This window comes from Saccharopolyspora sp. NPDC047091, from assembly GCF_040643635.1.
GTDB lineage: Bacteria > Actinomycetota > Actinomycetes > Mycobacteriales > Pseudonocardiaceae > Saccharopolyspora_C.
The window spans coordinates 1-16,414 of record NZ_JBEYUS010000100.1 but is presented as its reverse complement, the minus strand read 5'-3'; the positions used below and the strand labels follow the sequence as shown (position 1 = coordinate 16,414).

The 16,414-nt window shown below is 73.5% G+C and carries 14 protein-coding genes; 6 read left to right on the top strand and 8 right to left on the bottom strand.

What is annotated here, in order from left to right; all coding sequences use genetic code 11:
• Positions 1 to 75: 75 nt before the first annotated feature.
• A complete protein-coding gene (locus ABZ805_RS27500) occupies positions 76 to 1,485 on the bottom strand; it encodes an LCP family protein (protein ID WP_358446267.1) in 1,410 nt (469 codons plus the stop codon).
• A gap of 280 nt (positions 1,486 to 1,765) precedes the next feature.
• Here ABZ805_RS27500 and ABZ805_RS27495 point away from each other — a divergent pair, with 280 nt between their 5' ends.
• The gene (locus ABZ805_RS27495) at positions 1,766 to 2,059 is read left to right on the top strand and encodes a hypothetical protein (protein ID WP_358446264.1); all 294 of its coding nucleotides are present in this window, start codon (positions 1,766 to 1,768) and stop codon (positions 2,057 to 2,059) included.
• On the opposite strand, the gene ABZ805_RS27490 is transcribed toward ABZ805_RS27495, so the two are convergent.
• The gene (locus ABZ805_RS27490; protein WP_358446261.1) at positions 2,052 to 2,225 is read right to left on the bottom strand and encodes a hypothetical protein; all 174 of its coding nucleotides are present in this window, start codon (positions 2,223 to 2,225) and stop codon (positions 2,052 to 2,054) included. The genes ABZ805_RS27495 and ABZ805_RS27490 overlap by 8 nt on opposite strands.
• Before the next feature lie 148 nt (positions 2,226 to 2,373).
• On the opposite strand from ABZ805_RS27490, the gene ABZ805_RS27485 reads away from it, so the two are divergent.
• Positions 2,374 to 3,084 (top strand): class I SAM-dependent methyltransferase, encoded by a 711-nt coding sequence (locus ABZ805_RS27485; protein WP_358446258.1) that lies wholly within the window; start codon positions 2,374 to 2,376, stop codon positions 3,082 to 3,084.
• 3 nt (positions 3,085 to 3,087) lie between these two features.
• On the opposite strand, the gene ABZ805_RS27480 is transcribed toward ABZ805_RS27485, so the two are convergent.
• From ABZ805_RS27480 to egtA, 5 genes are all read right to left on the bottom strand, one after another.
• Positions 3,088 to 3,552, bottom strand: a complete 465-nt coding sequence (locus tag ABZ805_RS27480; RefSeq protein ID WP_358446256.1) for a nitroreductase/quinone reductase family protein — start codon at positions 3,550 to 3,552, stop codon at positions 3,088 to 3,090.
• Between the two features lie 107 nt (positions 3,553 to 3,659).
• Positions 3,660 to 4,631 (bottom strand): L-histidine N(alpha)-methyltransferase, encoded by a 972-nt coding sequence (gene egtD / locus ABZ805_RS27475; RefSeq protein ID WP_358446253.1) that lies wholly within the window; start codon positions 4,629 to 4,631, stop codon positions 3,660 to 3,662.
• On the bottom strand, positions 4,628 to 5,386 hold the full coding sequence (gene egtC, locus ABZ805_RS27470) for an ergothioneine biosynthesis protein EgtC (protein WP_358446250.1): 759 nt from the start codon (positions 5,384 to 5,386) through the stop codon (positions 4,628 to 4,630). Before egtC ends, egtD begins: the two co-directional genes overlap by 4 nt.
• A 7-nt stretch (positions 5,387 to 5,393) precedes the next feature.
• The gene (egtB, locus tag ABZ805_RS27465; protein WP_358446270.1) at positions 5,394 to 6,692 is read right to left on the bottom strand and encodes an ergothioneine biosynthesis protein EgtB; all 1,299 of its coding nucleotides are present in this window, start codon (positions 6,690 to 6,692) and stop codon (positions 5,394 to 5,396) included.
• A 161-nt stretch (positions 6,693 to 6,853) separates the two neighbouring features.
• Positions 6,854 to 8,092 carry an ergothioneine biosynthesis glutamate--cysteine ligase EgtA gene (egtA, locus tag ABZ805_RS27460; protein ID WP_358446247.1) on the bottom strand — a complete coding sequence of 413 codons (1,239 nt, stop codon included), beginning with the start codon at positions 8,090 to 8,092 and terminating at the stop codon, positions 6,854 to 6,856.
• Positions 8,093 to 8,355: 263 nt separating this feature from the next.
• Here egtA and ABZ805_RS27455 point away from each other — a divergent pair, with 263 nt between their 5' ends.
• Together ABZ805_RS27455 and ABZ805_RS27450 are read left to right on the top strand one after the other, a co-directional pair.
• Positions 8,356 to 8,949: a helix-turn-helix domain-containing protein gene (locus ABZ805_RS27455; RefSeq protein WP_358446244.1), complete on the top strand. Its 594-nt coding sequence runs from the start codon at positions 8,356 to 8,358 to the stop codon at positions 8,947 to 8,949.
• 105 nt (positions 8,950 to 9,054) lie between these two features.
• Complete coding sequence (locus ABZ805_RS27450) at positions 9,055 to 11,277, top strand: FUSC family protein (protein ID WP_358446241.1); 2,223 nt, start codon at positions 9,055 to 9,057, stop codon at positions 11,275 to 11,277.
• 49 nt (positions 11,278 to 11,326) lie between these two features.
• Here the strand turns inward: ABZ805_RS27450 and ABZ805_RS27445 are convergent, their stop codons facing one another.
• Complete coding sequence (locus ABZ805_RS27445; protein WP_358446238.1) at positions 11,327 to 12,805, bottom strand: peptide MFS transporter; 1,479 nt, start codon at positions 12,803 to 12,805, stop codon at positions 11,327 to 11,329.
• A gap of 844 nt (positions 12,806 to 13,649) precedes the next feature.
• Between ABZ805_RS27445 and ABZ805_RS27440 the strand changes: the two genes are divergently transcribed.
• Together ABZ805_RS27440 and ABZ805_RS27435 are read left to right on the top strand one after the other, a co-directional pair.
• A complete protein-coding gene (locus ABZ805_RS27440; RefSeq protein ID WP_358446235.1) occupies positions 13,650 to 14,996 on the top strand; it encodes a hemolysin family protein in 1,347 nt (448 codons plus the stop codon).
• On the top strand, positions 14,993 to 16,036 hold the full coding sequence (locus tag ABZ805_RS27435; RefSeq protein ID WP_358446232.1) for a hemolysin family protein: 1,044 nt from the start codon (positions 14,993 to 14,995) through the stop codon (positions 16,034 to 16,036). Before ABZ805_RS27440 ends, ABZ805_RS27435 begins: the two co-directional genes overlap by 4 nt.
• The last annotated feature ends 378 nt before the right edge of the window (positions 16,037 to 16,414 follow it).

The window sequence follows — 16,414 nt, the reverse complement described above, 5'->3', positions numbered from 1 at the left end:
CCTGCCGATCCGGCAGGTAGCTGATCGGCGGCCCCGGTACGTCACAAGCGTGCCGGGGCCGTCGCGCGTCCGGGGTCAGTTGATGCAGTTGATGCCGTCGGCGGTGATCGGGTCCGGGGCGATCGGCCGGTCGACCGGGGTCGTCGAGGTGGCGGGGGCCGACGACGTGGCGCTGCGGCTCGTCGACGGCGCCGAGGTCTCGGAGGCCTCGGAGGTGGTCTCGCGGCTGCTGGACGAGCGGGTCGTGCCGGAGCGGCTCGTCGTCCCCTCGCTCGACCGGGACGTGCGGGTCGTGGACGGCCGGGCCGAGCTCGACGAGGACCCGGTCTCGTCATCCCGGGTGCTGCGGGGCGCCGACGACCGGCCGGCTTCCCCGGTGGACTCCCCCGTGGCGCGCGCGCCGGTGGGCTCGGCCTGGCGCGGCACCGGCCGTCCGTCCGCGGCGCCCTGCACGGCGCGCCCGACCTCGATCGGATCCACCCGGACCGCCTGGCCGTCGCGGGTGGCGAAGTTCGCGTCCCGGATCGGGATGGTGGAGAACTCCACGGCCCCCGCGGTGATCCCCTGCATCCGCTGGGCGAAGGTGAGCACGTCCCACTCCCGGTCCAGCACGATCGACTGCCGCGCCGAGTCGATCAGCTCGCTCAGCCGCGCGGGCTGCGACAGCACCCCGCCGGAGGTCGCGGTCCGCACCAGTCCGGCCAGGAAAGCCTGCTGGCGCACCATCCGGTCCAGGTCGCCGCGGGGCAGGCCGTGGCGCTGGCGCACGAACGCCAGCGCGTCCGCGCCCGCGATCCGCTGGTGGCCCGCCGCGAACTCCGCCCCCGAGTAGGAATCGCGCACCGGTCGGTTCAGGCACACCGGCACCCCGCCGACCGCATCGGTGAGCCGGGCGAAACCGAGCAGGTTCACCTCCGCGTAGTGGTCGACCTGCACCCCCGTCAGCCGCTGCACCGAGTCGGTGACCAGCGACCGGCCCGCGTCGGCGGAGCGCCGTTCCCGCTCCGCGGGGTCGAGGCCGCCCATGCTCGCCGCGGCCGCCGCCTTCCCCCGCCCGTACGCCGAATTGATCTTGTGCTCGCCGTGTCCCGGAATGGTCGCGTAGGTGTCCCGCGGGATGGAGAACGCGGTCGCCCGCGACCCGTCCTCCGGCACGTGCACCAGGATCAGCGTGTCGGTGAGGCTCGCCGGATTCCGCCCCGCACCCAGCCTGCGCAGCACGTCGTCCGGCAGCGGGCGGCCCTGCGCGTCGGTGCGGCTGTCCAGGCCCACCAGCAGGATGTCGGTGGCGCCGTCGGCGCTCGCGCCCTCGGTAGCGGAGCTGGTGCTCAACGCCCACCGCAGGTCGCCGTAGTTCGCCCAGCCGTAGCCGGTCGCGGCGAGCACCGCCGCCGACAGCAGGGCCGCGCCGACCCGGGCCACCGTCGACGCCCGCGATCGGTGCGGCAGCCGCGGTGCGTCGAACGCGCGTGATTCTCGACTCAACGAGCCACCCCCTGGATTGCGCGGACCGCTGGTCAGGCTATCCGCGGCTGCTCCGTTCAGCCGCGTGCCGCGGGCCCACCACCGCAGTCCCGCGCGTACTCCGTTCCGCCGAACACCCGCGTGCAGCGGCGAAAATCGGGCCCGCCGGTCACCGTCCGCTTCGGAAACCGGCTCGACGTCGGGAGCTACCGCCGTCCGCCCGCTGTCGTTACCCTGCTCGGGTAGCGGCCCCGCCTACCCTGCGTGGGCGACCGCGTCCCACCCCCGGAGGTGAACCGGTTTGTCCGACGCATCGGAGCACGAGCTATCCGGCGGCGACCGATCGCCCGCCCGCACCACGCAGGTCGTGGCCGTCCGCTACGCGCCGGGCGCCGTCGCCGAATCCCGCAGGCAAGCGCACCTCGCCGAAGCCGCCGGACCGGTCGAGGACGTGGCGCAGTGGACCACCGCCTGCGGTGAGCTGATCCCCGCCGACCTCGCCGAGGTCTCGCACGGCCCGGCCGGGATGCCGTGCCTGCGCTGCCTCGTCGGCCTCCCCGCGCCCGGCCAGGTCGGGAACGGGCCGCTCACCTGACCTGGTTGCACTTGATGCAGACCATGCGGCCGCCCTGCTCCGGGATCAGCACGTGCTCACCACCGGCCGGGCACTCGTCCTCGTCCGGTTCCCGCGGCGGCCGGTCCGGCGGCGCCGCGCGGCGCTCGCACCTACCGACGCCGCGGGGTCGGCTCGCACGGGTCATCGACGGTCCTCCCGATCCGGCTGCGCGCACGGCCGCAACTCTGCTCCGCCGCCGGGACGCGCCAAAGATCCATCCCGGCGGTTCTGCCCGCGCAGCCCGGGGAATCACCGGGCGGGAGCGATCACCGGGTCCGCTACCCTGACCGCCGATGAGCGACAGCGACTACTTCTCCATCGTCGAATCCACTCACGACGTGCAGAACCCGATCAGCCCCGCGAAGCTCCGCGAGGTCGCCGAACACCTGGAGATCGGCGCCGGTGACCGGGTCCTCGACATCGGCGCCGGCCGCGGCTGGTGGGCGGCGGAGCTGGCCGCGATGGGCGCCGACGTGGTCGGGCTGGAGAGCAACGAGGAGTTCGTGCGGGCCGCGCGGGAGCGCGCCGCGTCCTCCGGGCTGACCGACCGGGTGCGGCACGTGCACGGGCCTGCGCTGGAGTTCGAGCCGGAGCCCGGCGGCTACGCGGTCGCGACCTGCCTGGGCGCGAGCTTCGCGCTCGGCGGTTTCCGCGCGTCGATGGAGTGGATGGTGGCGGCGCTGCTGGAGCACGGCCGGTTCGCGATCGGCGACGTGCACTCGGTGGACGGGTCCTCCACCGAGGAGCTGCCCTCGCTGATCGAGCTGGTGCACGTCGCCGAGGAGTTCGACGTGGAGGTCACCGGCCTCGTGTCGGCCTCCCTCGACGACTGGGACCGCTACGAGTCGGGGCAGTGGAAGAACGCCCACACCTGGGCCAAGTGCAACCCCGAGCACCCCGACCGGGACCGGGTGCTCGGCGACTCGCGCCGGTTCCGCAACGACTACCTGACCCGCGAACGCGGCTCGCTGGGCTGGTCGGTGCTCGTCGGCGAGCGCCGCTGACGGTCAGTGCGGGCTGAGCAGGAAGACCCGCAGTTCGCGGCCCCCGGCGCGGCGTTCGTAGTCCTCGTAGGCGGGCCAGAACGGCAGGACCACCTCGTGCCACAGCCGTTCCCGCTCGTCCCCGGTGAGCAGCCGCGCCCGCACCGGCACCCGGCGGGAGATCACGTCCACCTCGGCGTCCGGGTGCGCCAGCAGGTTCGCCGACCAGGCCGGGTGCGCCGCCTGACCCCAGTTCGAGCCGATCACCAGGTAGTCGTCGCCGTGCGGCACGTACAGCAACGGCACCTCGCGCGGCAGGCCGCTGCGCCGCCCGGTGGTGGTGAGCACCATCGCGGACAGCCCGCCCAGCCGCGCCAGGCCGATGCGGCCACCGGTGCGCCGCTGCACCGCGAGGTCGGCGGGCACCAGCTTCCGGCCGACCGCGGCGAACCACTGCTGCCTGCCGAGCCGCTGCGCGACCTTGGTCATGACCTTCACCCGGCCAACCCTGTCACACCGCCCGGTGACCGCGACCCGCGATCGTGATCGCGACCACCGGGCAGGCCCCGACCACCGGCCGGACCGCGGTCGCCGGTTCAGACCGCGGTCGCCAGGGACAGCGCGAAGTCGCCCGGGTCGTCGAGCCACCAGCGGGTGAGCTCGAACCCGGCGTCGGCGAGTTCGCCCTCGACGCGGGAGCGGCGGAACTTCGCCGACACCTCGGTGCGGATCTCCTCCCCCGCGGCGAGCTCCACGGTCAGCCCGAGCCCGTCCACCGGCACCCGCATCGCGCGGGACGCCCGCAGCCGCATCTCGATCCACTCCTGCTCGGCGTCCCACCGCGCCACGTGCGCGAAGGCGTCCGGGTCGAACCCGGCGCCCAGTTCCCGGTTGAGCACGCGCAGCACGTTGCGGTCGAACTCGGCGGTGACGCCCTGCGCGTCGTCGTAGGCCCGCACCAGCCGGTCCGGGTCCTTCACCAGGTCGGTGCCCAGCAGCAGCCACTCCCCCGGCCGCAGCGCGGCCCGCACCGCGGCGAGGAACCGGGCGCGTTCGGCGGGCGGGAAGTTGCCGATGGTGCCGCCGAGGAACGCCACCAGCCGTCCGCTGCCCGCGGGGACCGCGGCCAGCTCGGTGGTGAAGTCGCCGACGATGCCGCGCACCAGCAGCTCCGGGTAGTCCAGCGCGATCGCCGCGGTGGCCTGGCGCAGCGCGGACTCGGAGACGTCCAGCGGCACGAACCGCCGCAGCGTCGCGGTCTTGCGCAGCGCGTCCAGCAGCAGCCGGGTCTTCTCCGAGGAGCCGGAGCCGAGCTCGACGAGGGTGCCCGCACCGGTGAGCTCGGCGACGTCGACGGCGTGCCTGCTGAGGATGCCGTGCTCGGCGCGGGTCTGGTAGTACTCCGGCAGCTCGGTGATCCGCTCGAACAGCTCGCTGCCCCGGGCGTCGTAGAGCCACTTCGGCGGCAGCCACTTCGGCCGGTCGGTGAGGCCCGCGCGGGCGTCGGCGCGCAGCTCGCGGGCCGCGTCCGCCGCGGTGAAGTGCACGATCAGTTCGGGCTCGGTCATGGTCGTTCCCCCTCGTCGAGCAGTGGTGCGACGTGCACATCGCCGGGCCGGGCGATGACCAGGTGCCGGTCCGGGACCGGCCGCCACCGGGAGTCGTCGCCGAACGGTTCGGCGGACAGCAGCACCGAGTCCGCGTCCGCGCGCACCGACAGCGCGTGACCCCAGGTGGTGCCGATCAGCGTGCCGCCGTCGGTGAGCAGCAGGTTCAGCCGCGATTCCGGCCGGGTGCGCACCACCTGGCCGAGGACGTCGCGCACCGCCCGCGCCGGTTCCGCGCCGCGTTGCAGCCGGTGGCGCAGCAGCGCCCACAGCACCGCCGAGTCGGTCGGCGCCTCCAGCGTCATCAGGTCCACGACGTCCAGCTCGGCCGCGGCCTTCGCCAGCGAGTCCGGCCAGCCCGCGACGACGCCGTTGTGGCTGAACAGCCACGTCCCGTCGGTGAACGGGGCGCACGCCGCCTCGCTGACCGGCATGCCGACGGTCGCCGAGCGCACCGCCGCCAGCACCGCCCCGGACCGCTGCCTGCGCGCGAGCTCCGCGAACGAGCGGTCCGTCCACATCGGAACGGCTCGGCGATGCCGGGCGGGCTCGGCGCCGGCTTCGTACCAGCCGACGCCGAACCCGTCGACGTTGACGGTGCCGCCGCCGCGCATGTCCCGCGGCGCCCACGTCTGCTCCAGCAGCGAGTGCGGCGGGTCCAGCAGCAGCTCCGCCAGCGGCAGCGGTGGCCCGAGGTAGCCCAGGTGCCTGCACATGCCGCGCTCAGCCGAGCTCGTCCGGGCGCGGGGTGCGGGCGCAGCGGAAGCCGCTGAAGATCTGCCGCCGGATCGGCAGGTCCCAGTTGCGGAAGGTGCCGCGGCAGGCCGCCGCATCGGTGCCGAACGAGCCGCCGCGCAGCACCTTGTGCCCGGGGCCGAAGAACACCTCCGAGTACTCCCGGTACGGGAACGCCGCGAAACCCGGGTAGGGCAGGAAGTCCGAGGACGTCCACTCCCACACGTCGCCGATGAGCTGGCGCGCCCCGCACGGCGCCGCACCCAGCGGGTAGGCACCGGCCGCCGCGGGCCGCAGGTGCCGCTGGCCGAGGTTGGCGTGCTCCGGCCCGGGGTCCTCGTCGCCCCACGGGTGGCGCAGCGAGCGCCCGGTGCGCGGGTCGTGGCGAGCGGCCTTCTCCCACTCCTGCTCGGTGGGCAGCCGCTTGCCGGCCCACCGCGCGTAGGCCTCGGCCTCGTGGAAGCTGACGTGCAGCACCGGTTCGTCCGGCGGCAACGGCTCGACGTGCCCGAACCGGCGGCGCAGCCAGCCGTCGCCGTCGCGCCGCCAGAACCGGGGCGCGGTGAGCTCCGCGTGCTGCCGGTACGCCCAGCCCTCCTCGCTCCACCAGCGCGGCGAGTCGTAGCCGCCGCCGTCGACGAAGCGCCGGTAGGCGGCGTTGGTGACCGGGGTGGTGTCGATGAGGAAGTCCGGCACGTGCACCCGGTGGGCGGGGCGTTCGTTGTCCAGCGCCCACGGTTCGGTGGAGGTGCCCATCGTGAACGGCCCGCCCGGCACCAGGACCTCCGCGGGCAGCGCCTCGGCTCCGGCGGTGGGCGGGTCGTCGGCGGTGAGCACCGGCGGGCCCTGCCGCAGCTGGTGGGTGGCGAGCATCGTCTCGTCGTGCTGCTGCTCGTGCTGCACGATCATGCCGAACGCGAACGCCTGCGCCACCAGCCGCCTGCCCTCCAGCGGGGCGCGGTCGAGCAGGTCGAGCACCTTGGTCCGCACCTCGCCCACGTAGGAGCGGGCTTCGGCGGGGCCCAGCAGCGGCAGCTGCGGCCGGTCGCGGCGCGGGTGCTGGAACGCGTCGTAGAGGTCGTCGATGTCGGGGCGGATCGCCTCGGCCCCGCCGACGTCGCGCACCAGCCACAGTTCCTCCTGGCTGCCGATGTGCGCGAGGTCCCACACCAGCGGCGACATCAGCGGCGAGTGCTGCCGGGTGAGGTCGTCGTCGTCGACGCTGCCGGTGAGCGCCTCGCTGCGGGCGCGGGTGCGGATGAGTTCGTCGGCCACCCGCGAGCGCAGCGCTTCGACGCCGAGGTCGGCGAGGTCGCCGCGGCCGGGACGCGGGGGGTGCTGGGGTTCGGTGCCTGCTTGGGACCTGGTGTTCACCGGGTCACCTCCATGTTCGGCGGGAAGGGCGCGCCGGGGCTGCCACCTCGACGCGCGGGATGACTGCGCGTCGGTCAGCGGGTTTCGGCGAGCCGGCTGCGCACCACGTCGGCGAGCGGTTCCACCAGTTCCGGGGTCTCGTCCAGCCGGTCGAGCTCGCGGCAGGCCAGCTCCAGCACGGCGGTCGCGGTGCGGGCCAGCACCGGGTCGCCGAGGCCGTGGCGGGCGGCGGCGACCCAGCGGCCCGCGGCGGGCGCGGCGAGCTCCAGCGCTCGGTCCACAGCGGACTCGGCGGCGAACAGCGCGGCGAGCGCGGCGGCGGGCAGCATCCAGCCGTCGCCGTGCTGCGCGTCCAGGTAGCGGACCTCGAAGTACCCGCGCGGCCGCACCGGCGGGAACAGGGTGCTCAGGTGGTAGTCGAGGTCGTCGAAGGTCGGCGGCCAGGGCAGCGCGCCGCAGATCCACTCGGCGAAGGTCACCCCGCCGGGCGCCCGCCAATCGGTGCCGTCGCGGCGCAGGCACAGCAGCGCGGTGTCCAGCACCCGGCGCGCCCAGTCCGCGCCCGGATCGGCCGTCGCCGGGCCGGGGCGCATCCGCGGGATGTCGGTGCGCAGCAGCGAGCGGGTGCGCGCCGACGCCCAGCCGGTGGGGTCGCCGAACAGCTGCGGAGAGTTCGCGAACGCCGCGATGAACACCGGGCCGAGCGCGTGCAGCGCCGCCCAGCGCGCCGCGACCCGGTGCGGTTCACCGGCGTCCAGGCACACCTGCACCCCTGCGGTGCTGCACATCATGAGCCGGCCACCGATGCCGATGCGGTCGAATGCGCACTCCATCGCCGCGTAGCGGGGGACGTGCAGCAACCGGTGCGGGATGCGCCACGGATCGGTGCCGCGCTCGCCGAGCAGCAGTCCGGCGTCGGCGAGCCTGCGCCGGACGTGCGCGGCGTCGGCGGCGGTCGTGTCGAGCAGGGACCGCAGCGAGGGCGACGGGAGACTGGAGACCTCGACCTGGCCACCGGGTTCGACGGTGAGCGCGGAGCCGTTCGGCAGCGGGCGCTGCGGGCTGTCCGGGACCAGGGAGCGGGGGGCGTGCGGGCCGAGCGCCGCGATGAGCGCCTCGGCGTCGAGCGGCCGCCGGGGATCGGCCGCGTGGTGGACGGTCCATTCGAGTTCGACGCCGAGCAGCCTCGGAGGCCCGTGCTTGAAGCAGACCGAAGCCACGTAGGCCTCCGCTTCGGCCCTGGTGCGGATGCGGGAGCTGGGTACCTCGGCGGGCGGGTGCGCCGCGGAGGGGGAATCGATCGACGCGGTCATGCGGATCATCACCACCTGGGTAGAGCACCGGCGCCACCGGGGCCCACCTGGGCCGCCGGGACCGTCCGGGCGCGGTGCCTGCCCGACCGGAGCCGGCGGGAACGCCTCGAATCGGGCGAACGTCACGGGCGGGTCGAAATCGGTGCGCAGGTGTGCGGAGAAGTCCAGTGCCTCTGCGGAATACTTCCCCAACAGGTGGATGGTTGCCAACAATACGTACGTACGGATTGCATGGGTCGCGACCGAACTGGGACGATCAACCCATGCCCAGGGTCAGTCGGGATCACCTCCAGGCCAGGCGCCGCCAGATCCTCGACGGTGCCCGCAGCTGCTTCGCCCGCAACGGGTACGAGGGTGCCACCGTCCGCAGGCTGGAAGAGGCCACCGGGCTGTCCCGCGGCGCGATCTTCCACCACTTCAAGGACAAGGAATCGCTCTTCCTCGCCCTCGCCGAGGACGACGCCGCCCGGATGGCCGACGTGGTCGCCGAACAAGGCCTCGTGCAGGTGATGCGCGACCTGCTCGCCGACCGCACCCCCGGCGGCGGCAGCGAACCGGAGGCCGAGTGGCTGGGCACCCGGCTGGAGGTGTCGCGGCGGCTGCGCACCGACGCCGAGTTCCGGGCCCGCTGGGCGCAGCGCTCCGAACAGCTCACCGCCGCCACCAAGGCCCGCCTGCAGTGGCAGCGCGACGGCGGGAACCTGCGCGACGACGTGGACGTCGACGTGCTCACCGCCTACCTCGAACTGGTCCTCGAAGGACTCGTCTCGCACCTGGCGATGGGCCTGCCCGCCGACGACCTCGGCCCGGTGCTCGACGTCGTCGAGGAGAGCGTGCGCAGGCACCGCGGGGCCTGACAACCGCTCCCCCGTCCGCCCGGCGCGCCACGCCCATCCGGCGGTAGCGCGGCGTAGGGTCGCGGCGGCGGCCGCGGCGAGCGGCGAGGAAGGAGCGAGCGCAACGTGGTCAGCGAGTGGTGGAACCGCTTCCTCGCCTCCGACCCGGCGTTGCGCAGGCTGCGCAACGCCGCGCGCACGACGCTGGCGGTGGCCTTCGCGCTCATCGTCGCGATGGGAGCGCTCTGGCTGCTGCACCGGCCGGTGACCAACGGGATGGTCGCCGCGGTGGTGGCGATCAACTCGGTCACCGCGGTCAACGACGCCACCGAACGGGAACGCCGCCGCACCACGCTGCTGATCCCGGTGCCCGCCGCGATCTCCCTCGCCCTGGCCACCTCCACGGCCGGCTTGCCGGTGCTGCACGTGGCGCTGTTCCTGCCCGTGGTGTTCGCGGCGACCTACATCCGGCGGTTCGGTTCGCGGTACTTCGCGTTCGGGATGGTCGCGTTCATGGGGTACTTCTTCGCGATGTTCCTCCGCCCGCAGCTGCCGCAGCTGCCGGACCTGCTGTGGGCGGCGGTGTGCGGGGCGGGCAGCGCGTTCCTGCTGCGGTTCGTGCTGCTGCGGGACGACCCGCGCGGGGTGCTGGAGCGGGGGCGGCGCACGCTGCGCGCCCAGGTGCAGGCCCTGCTGCACGAGGTGCGCGCGCTGGCCCAGCAGCCGGACTCGGAGCGGCGCCGCAAGCGGCTGCGGCACCGCTCGGTGCGGCTCAACGAGACCGCCCGGATGCTGGAGAGCGCCGTGTCCGACCTCGACGAGCTCGGCGAGGCGGGCCGGGAATTGCTGCGGCGGCGCATCCTCGGCGTCGAGCTGACCGCGGAGAACCTGCTGACCCCGCTGATGCGGGTGCTCGACCACCCCAGCGGCGGAACGGCGGTCCCGCAGGCCGTCGCGGAGCTGCTGGCGGTGGTGCGCAGCGACGCCTCCGAGGTCCGAGCGGCCGCGCGCTCGCTGGCCGACCGCATCGAACGCGACGGGGTGCGCGCCGCACCGGGCGCGGCCACCGCGGTCGCGGACGGCGACGGGTCCCGGACGACGCGGGACGGTTCGGTGGAGCTGGCGATGGCGATCCGCAGGCTGGGGGCGGCGCTCGCCGAGCTCACCGCCGCCTACGGCGACCTCGGCCGGGTCGCACCGCGCACCGGGGACGCCGACGGCACCGCCGGGGAGGACGCCGGGCAGAGCTCCCGCGAGGAGCGCGACGCGGCCGACCGGGACCGGGACGACCAGGACCGGGACCGCGGGGAGCAGGAGGAGACCGGGCTGCGCCGCCCCGAGGTGCGCGCGGCCGTGCAGGCCACCTGCGCCGCCGCGATGGCGATCGTGTTCGGCCAGCTGGTCTCGCCGAACCGCTGGTACTGGGCGGTGATCACGGCGTTCGTGGTGTTCATCAGCGCGAACAGCCGCGGCGAGCTGCTGGTGCGGGCCTGGCAGCGCACCGCGGGCACCATGCTCGGGGTGGTCGCCGGGGTGCTGGTGGCCTCCCGCATCACCGGTGATCCCGCCGCGGAGCTGCTGGTGATCCTGTGCTGCGTGTTCGCCGCGTTCTACCTGGCCGGGGTGTCCTACGCCGGGATGACCTTCTTCATCACCACGATGCTGGGGGCGCTCTACGCGGTGCTCGGCACCTTCGACGTGAGCGTGCTGGGCGTGCGGCTCGCCGAGACCGCGATCGGCGCGAGCGCCGGGGTGCTGGCGGCGACGGTGGTGCTGCCCACCCGCACCCGGCGGCTGGTGCGGGACAACGCCGAGGACTTCCTGCTGCGGTTGCGGGACCTGCTGCGGTCGACCGGCACCGCGGTGAGCGCCGGCGACTGCGGCGAGGGCCTGCGCGAAGGCGTCCGCGAGGTGGACGACGCGCTGGACAGCTCGCTCTCCAGCGCCCGGCCGCTGCTGGCGTACCGGATGCCGTCGCGGCGCAGCGCGCTCGACCGGTCCCTGACGGTGCTCACCGGCTGCGCCTACGCCGCCCGCAACCTGGCGGCCGTGCTGCCGCCCGCCGTGGACATGCTCGACGGGGACACCCGCGAGAGGCTGGCCGAACTGCTGTGGGCGATGGCCGAGACGGCCGAATCGATGACCCAGGAGGCCACCCAGAGCACCCGGGAGGCCCGCGAGTCCGCGCAGTCCTGGGCCGACGACCTGCGCGACCTCGCCGAGTCGCTGCCGCAGGACCCGACCTCGCTGCACCGCACGCTCGCCACCCTGGACCGGCTGCGGGGGCTGCTGGACGACCTCGCCGAGGAGACCGGTCTCGGTAGCACCCGGGAGCGGGCCCCGGCATGACGCGGCGGGCGGCCCGAACCGGACCGCCCGCCGCCGTCGAGGGGCTGGATCACGGCACCCCGTGCATCAACTTCTTGATCTTCGGTGCGCCCAGCGCGAGCAGCCCGCCGCAGGCGATGGTCGCCAACCCGATCACGCCGAAGTACAGCATCTGGTTCGCCGGGTCGTAGAGCTTCACGACCTGCGCGCCGACGCCCTGCCCCAGCGCCGGGGCCAGGAAGTACAGGCCCATCGTCTGCGAGGAGAACACCGGCGGCGCCAGCTTCGTGGTCACCGACAGCCCGACCGGCGAGAGCATCAGCTCACCGATGGTGAGGATGACGAACACCAGCGCCACCACCAGCGCCAGCTGCTTGCCGCTGGAGTCGGTGATGAACCCGGACACCACGACCCACAGGAAGCCCAGTCCGACGAAGACGAGACCGCCGACGAACTTGATCGCCGTGCTCGGCTGCCGGTCGCCCAGCTTCAGCCACAGCGCGGCGAACACCGGCGCCAGGATGATGATCGTCAGCGAGTTGATCGACTGGAACCAGCTGACCGGGAACTCCCAGCCGAACACCTCGTGGGTGGTCTGCATGTCGGTGACGATCACCAGGGTGCTGGCCTGCTGCTCGAAGAGCATGAAGAACAGCGCGGTCGCGAGGAACAGCGGGATGTAGGCGACGAGCCGCTCCCGCTCCACCTTGGTGATCTGCTTGCTGCTGAGCATCACCGTGAAGTAGGCGATCGGCAGCACGGCCGAGATCACCGTGACCACGTTGACGAGGCCGCCGAGACCGATGACCCCGGTGCCGACCAGCGCCACCAGCCCGATCACGAACACCGCGGCGATGCCGCCGGCGCGGCCCAGCACGGCGCCCTTGTGCTCGGCGGGCAGCGGGTTGCCGGGCACGTCGCTGACGCTGGAGAGGTTGCGCCTGCCCAGCACGTACTGCACCAAGCCCAGCGCCATGCCGACCGCGGCGGCGCCGAAGCCCCAGTGGAAGCCGATCTCGGACTGGAGGAACCCGGAGATCAGCGGACCGGCGAAGCCGCCGAGGTTGATCCCCATGTAGAAGATCGAGAAACCGGCGTCGCGGCGCTTGTCCTGCTGCGCGTAGAGGTCGCCGACCATCTTCGAGACGTTCGGCTTGAGCAACCCGGTACCGGCGATGATCAGCACGATGCCGATGCCGGTGGTGACCAGACCGCCGGGAATCGCCATCGCGATGTGCCCGAACATGATCAGGACGCCACCCCAGAACACGGCGCGGCGAGCACCGAAGATCCGGTCGGCGATCCAGCCGCCGGCGACACCGGTCAGGTACACCGAGGCGCCGTAGGCGGACACGAGCGAGGTGGCGGTGGTCTCCGGAAGCCCGAGACCACCGTCCTGCACCGCCGTGTACAGGTAGAGCGCGAGGATCCCGCGCATCCCGTAGTAGGAGAACCGCTCCCACATCTCGGTGAAGAACAGCGTGGACAGTGCCCGTGGCTGGCCGAAGAAGCCCTGCTGCGGCGCGTCCGCAACCGTGGGGTTACTCACGATCACGACCTCTCTGGTGCTGGTGCGGCGGGTGGCCGCGTGCGGAACTGCGCAGAGGTTACGCCTTGCCCAAATGGTGTGAACCGCAACCTGGAAATACGGTGAAAACCGGTGGGGTGATCATCCGCAGCGACGTACGCAGCGCTGTTCTGCGAGCACTCGGCGCGATCGCGCTACCGCCGATCGGACGCAGTGCCGTTGCCCCCGCACCCACCGCGGTTCGCGGGTCGCCTTCCCGGCGGGTCCCCGAGATCCGCGGTCGCGCTCCGGTCCAGCGGTGGGCGGGCCGGGAGGCGCGGTGCGTTCCGCCAGGATGGAGCACCCCGATTTGCTGCGCGAGCCGGCGGAGGACGCCTCGGAACAGCGGATCGCCGGGCCTTCCCGATCTCGTCCGACGACGCCGCCACCCACGTGTCCGGGCTGTCGGCGCCGAGGCGGGCACGCCCGGGTTCGGGCGCGTCTCGCAGCGGGACGGCCTGCCGCTCGACGGCAGGTCGCCGGTGGGCGGCGGCCGGGTGCGGCGCTCCCCCGGCGGCGCGGTGATCACGAACGTCCTGACCGGGGTGAGCGCGCCGGCGGGGTGAGCCCGCCGCGGGCGCGACCGCGTGACCGCGGGTGGCTGCGCCGTCGCACCCCGCGACTCCACCACCCCTCCGCGCATCGCCGGAGTCACGATGCGCGGTTCCGGTGCTCCGATCGGGATATACTCGGGTCGCTTATTTCCGTTTTCCTCCCGAGGAGTGACACGTTCGGTGCCCACGGCACAGTCCCCTGAAGGAAGTACCGAGCCGGGACGTGGTCCCGGCTTTCCGCTCACTACCGGCCTGCGGCGAGGTGATCGCTGATGGCCATCGTGCTCTCCGTCCTCGGACTCCTGTTCGTCGCCGTGCTCACCTTGGGCACCGCGCTCGCCGTCGCCGCCGAGTTCTCCCTGACGTCGCTCGAACGCAGCACCGTCGACGCCCACGTCAGCCAGGTCGGCGACCGCCGGGCGAAAGCGGTGCAGCGCGCGCACCGCACGCTGTCGTTCCAGCTCTCCGGCGCGCAGGTCGCCATCACCCTCACCACCCTGATCACCGGTTACGTGGCCGAGCCGCTGATCGGTGAGCTGCTGCGCCCCGCGTTCCTGGCCGTCGGCCTGCCGAACGCGGCGGCGGGACCGCTGTCGCTGACGGTGGCGATCCTGCTGGCGACCACGTTGTCGATGGTGTTCGGCGAGATGGTGCCGAAGAACCTCGCCATCGCCCGGCCGCTGCCGACCGCCCGTGCCGTCTCCGGCTACCACTCCCGGTTCTCGCAGGTGTTCCGCTGGTTGATCGACGGCATGAACAACAGCGCGAACTGGGCGGTGCGGCGCTTCGGCATCGAGCCGCAGGAGGAGCTGCGCTCGGCGCGCTCCCCCGACGAGCTCGGATCGATCGTCCGCTCCAGCGCCGAGCACGGCACGCTCGACGAGTCCACCGCGGCCCTGATGGACCGCTCGCTGCGCTTCGGCGACCGCACCGCGGACGAGCTGATGACGCCGCGGGTGAAGGTCGAGTCGCTGCCCTCGGACGCGTCGGTGCTGGACCTGCTGACGCTGGCCCGGCGCACCGGGTTCTCCCGGTTCCCGGTGCACGACCACGACCTGGACGACGTGCAGGGCGTGGTGCACGTGAAGCAGGCGTTCGGCGTGCCCGGCGACCAGCGCGACACCACCCGGGTCGGGTCGCTGGCCCGCCCGGTGCCGACCGTGCCGGAGACGCTGGACGGTGACTCGCTGCTGAACCGGCTGCGCGGTTCCGGGCTGCAGCTGGCCCTGGTCGTCGACGAGTACGGCGGCACCGCGGGCCTGGTGAGCCTGGAGGACGTGGTCGAGGAGATCATCGGCGACGTCCGCGACGAGCACGACCGGCGGGAGACCGCTGCGGTGCGCAGGCTGACCGAGGGCACCTGGATCGTCTCCGGGCTGCTGCGCGCCGACGAGATCGAGGAGGCCACCGGCTTCGAGATGCCCGAGGGCGAGTACGAGACCGTCGCCGGTCTGGTGCTGGCGCGGCTGGGCCGCATCCCGGCCTACGGCGACCAGGTCGAGGTGGGCCCGTGGCGGCTCACCGTCGCGAGCATGGACCGCCACCGCATCGCCGAGCTGCGCCTGACGAAGGCGCACCACCCGGCGGACTCCACCGGCACCTCTGGGGGGACCCGATGAGCGACACCGTGGCGATCCTGCTCGGCGTGCTGTTGCTGCTGCTCAACGCGTTCTTCGTGGGCGCGGAGTTCTCGCTGCTGTCCTCCCGCCGGGACCGGCTGGAGGCGCTGCTGGACCAGGGCGTGAGCCGGGCCCGCACCGTGATCAAGGCGAGCCAGGAGGGTTCGCTGATGCTCACCAGCGCCCAGCTGGGCATCACGCTGTGCTCGCTGGGCCTGGGCCGGCTCGGCGAACCGGCCGTGGCGCACCGGCTGGAGCTGCTCATCCAGCCGTTCTCGGTGCCCGCGCCGGTGGTGCACGCGCTGGGCTTCACGATCGCGCTGGCGATCGTGGTGGTGCTGCACGTGCTGATCGGCGAGATGGTGCCGAAGAACCTGGCGCTCGCCGACCCGGAGCGGCTGGCGCTGTGGCTGGTGCCCGCGCTGGTGGCGTTCGTGAAGCTGGCGCGGCCGCTGATCGCGCTGTTCAACATGATGGCGAACGGCGTGCTCAAGGCGCTGAAGGTGGAGCCGAAGGACGAGCTGGACACGGCGTACACGTCCTCTGAGCTGGCCGAGCTGCTGGTGGAGTCGCGGCGCGAGGGTCTGCTGGAGCAGTCCGAGCACCGCAGGCTGGCGCAGACGCTGTCCTCGGTGGAGCACACCGTCGCGGACGTGCTGGTGCCGCTGGACCAGGTCACCAGCCTGCCCGGCGCCCCGACGCTGGGCGACGTGGAGCACGCGGTGTCCAGCACCGGGTTCTCCCGCTTCCCGGTGCGCGCGGACTCCGGTGAGCTGCTCGGCTACCTGCACGTGAAGGACGTGCTGGACCAGGCGGGCGGCGAGCCGTCCACCCCGGTCGCGTCCACCCGCATCCGCAGGCTGCCGTCGGTGCCGGTGACGGCCCGGCTGGACCAGGCGCTGACCTCGCTGCGGCGGGCGCGCAGCCACCTGGCCGTCGCGGTCGACGCGGACGGCGCCTCGCACGGCGTGGTCGCGCTGGAGGACCTCGTGGAGGAGTACGTGGGCACCGTCCGGGACGGCACGCACGTCACCGCCTGACCGGCGCGGAGCTCGATCGGCGCGGGCCGTCCCCTCGGGGGCGGCCCGCGCCGCCGTTCCCGGCCACCGCTCCCCCGCGACCTGTCCCTGAGCTCCGGCCGAACGGGTGACGACCCCCGCGGCCTTCCCCTCCGCCGAACGCGTGAATTCACCCGCACCGAACACCCGGGGTGATGACCGGAGCACCGTGCGCGATCGCCGCAACTGCGCTGCAAACGGCCTCGACGCACCTCCCGGCCGTGGCCCGCCGGGCCGTCCGGGAGCGGTTTCCGGCGCCTTGACAGCAAGATCGGCAAGGCCATACTCCGCTACGGAGCGGGCCCCGGGCGACCTGCTGCCAGCCGACGAGCTCAACGTCACTGATCGCCGACGCACCGG

Coding starts and splice junctions, on each gene's coding strand:
- ABZ805_RS27490 (WP_358446261.1), bottom strand. CDS start 2,225: ATGACCCGTGCGAGCCGACCCCGCGGCGTCGGTAGGTGCGAGCGCCGC.
- ABZ805_RS27485 (WP_358446258.1), top strand. CDS start 2,374: ATGAGCGACAGCGACTACTTCTCCATCGTCGAATCCACTCACGACGTG.
- ABZ805_RS27480 (WP_358446256.1), bottom strand. CDS start 3,552: ATGACCAAGGTCGCGCAGCGGCTCGGCAGGCAGCAGTGGTTCGCCGCG.
- egtD (WP_358446253.1), bottom strand. CDS start 4,631: ATGACCGAGCCCGAACTGATCGTGCACTTCACCGCGGCGGACGCGGCC.
- egtC (WP_358446250.1), bottom strand. CDS start 5,386: ATGTGCAGGCACCTGGGCTACCTCGGGCCACCGCTGCCGCTGGCGGAG.
- egtA (WP_358446247.1), bottom strand. CDS start 8,092: ATGACCGCGTCGATCGATTCCCCCTCCGCGGCGCACCCGCCCGCCGAG.
- ABZ805_RS27455 (WP_358446244.1), top strand. CDS start 8,356: ATGCCCAGGGTCAGTCGGGATCACCTCCAGGCCAGGCGCCGCCAGATC.
- ABZ805_RS27440 (WP_358446235.1), top strand. CDS start 13,650: ATGGCCATCGTGCTCTCCGTCCTCGGACTCCTGTTCGTCGCCGTGCTC.
- ABZ805_RS27435 (WP_358446232.1), top strand. CDS start 14,993: ATGAGCGACACCGTGGCGATCCTGCTCGGCGTGCTGTTGCTGCTGCTC.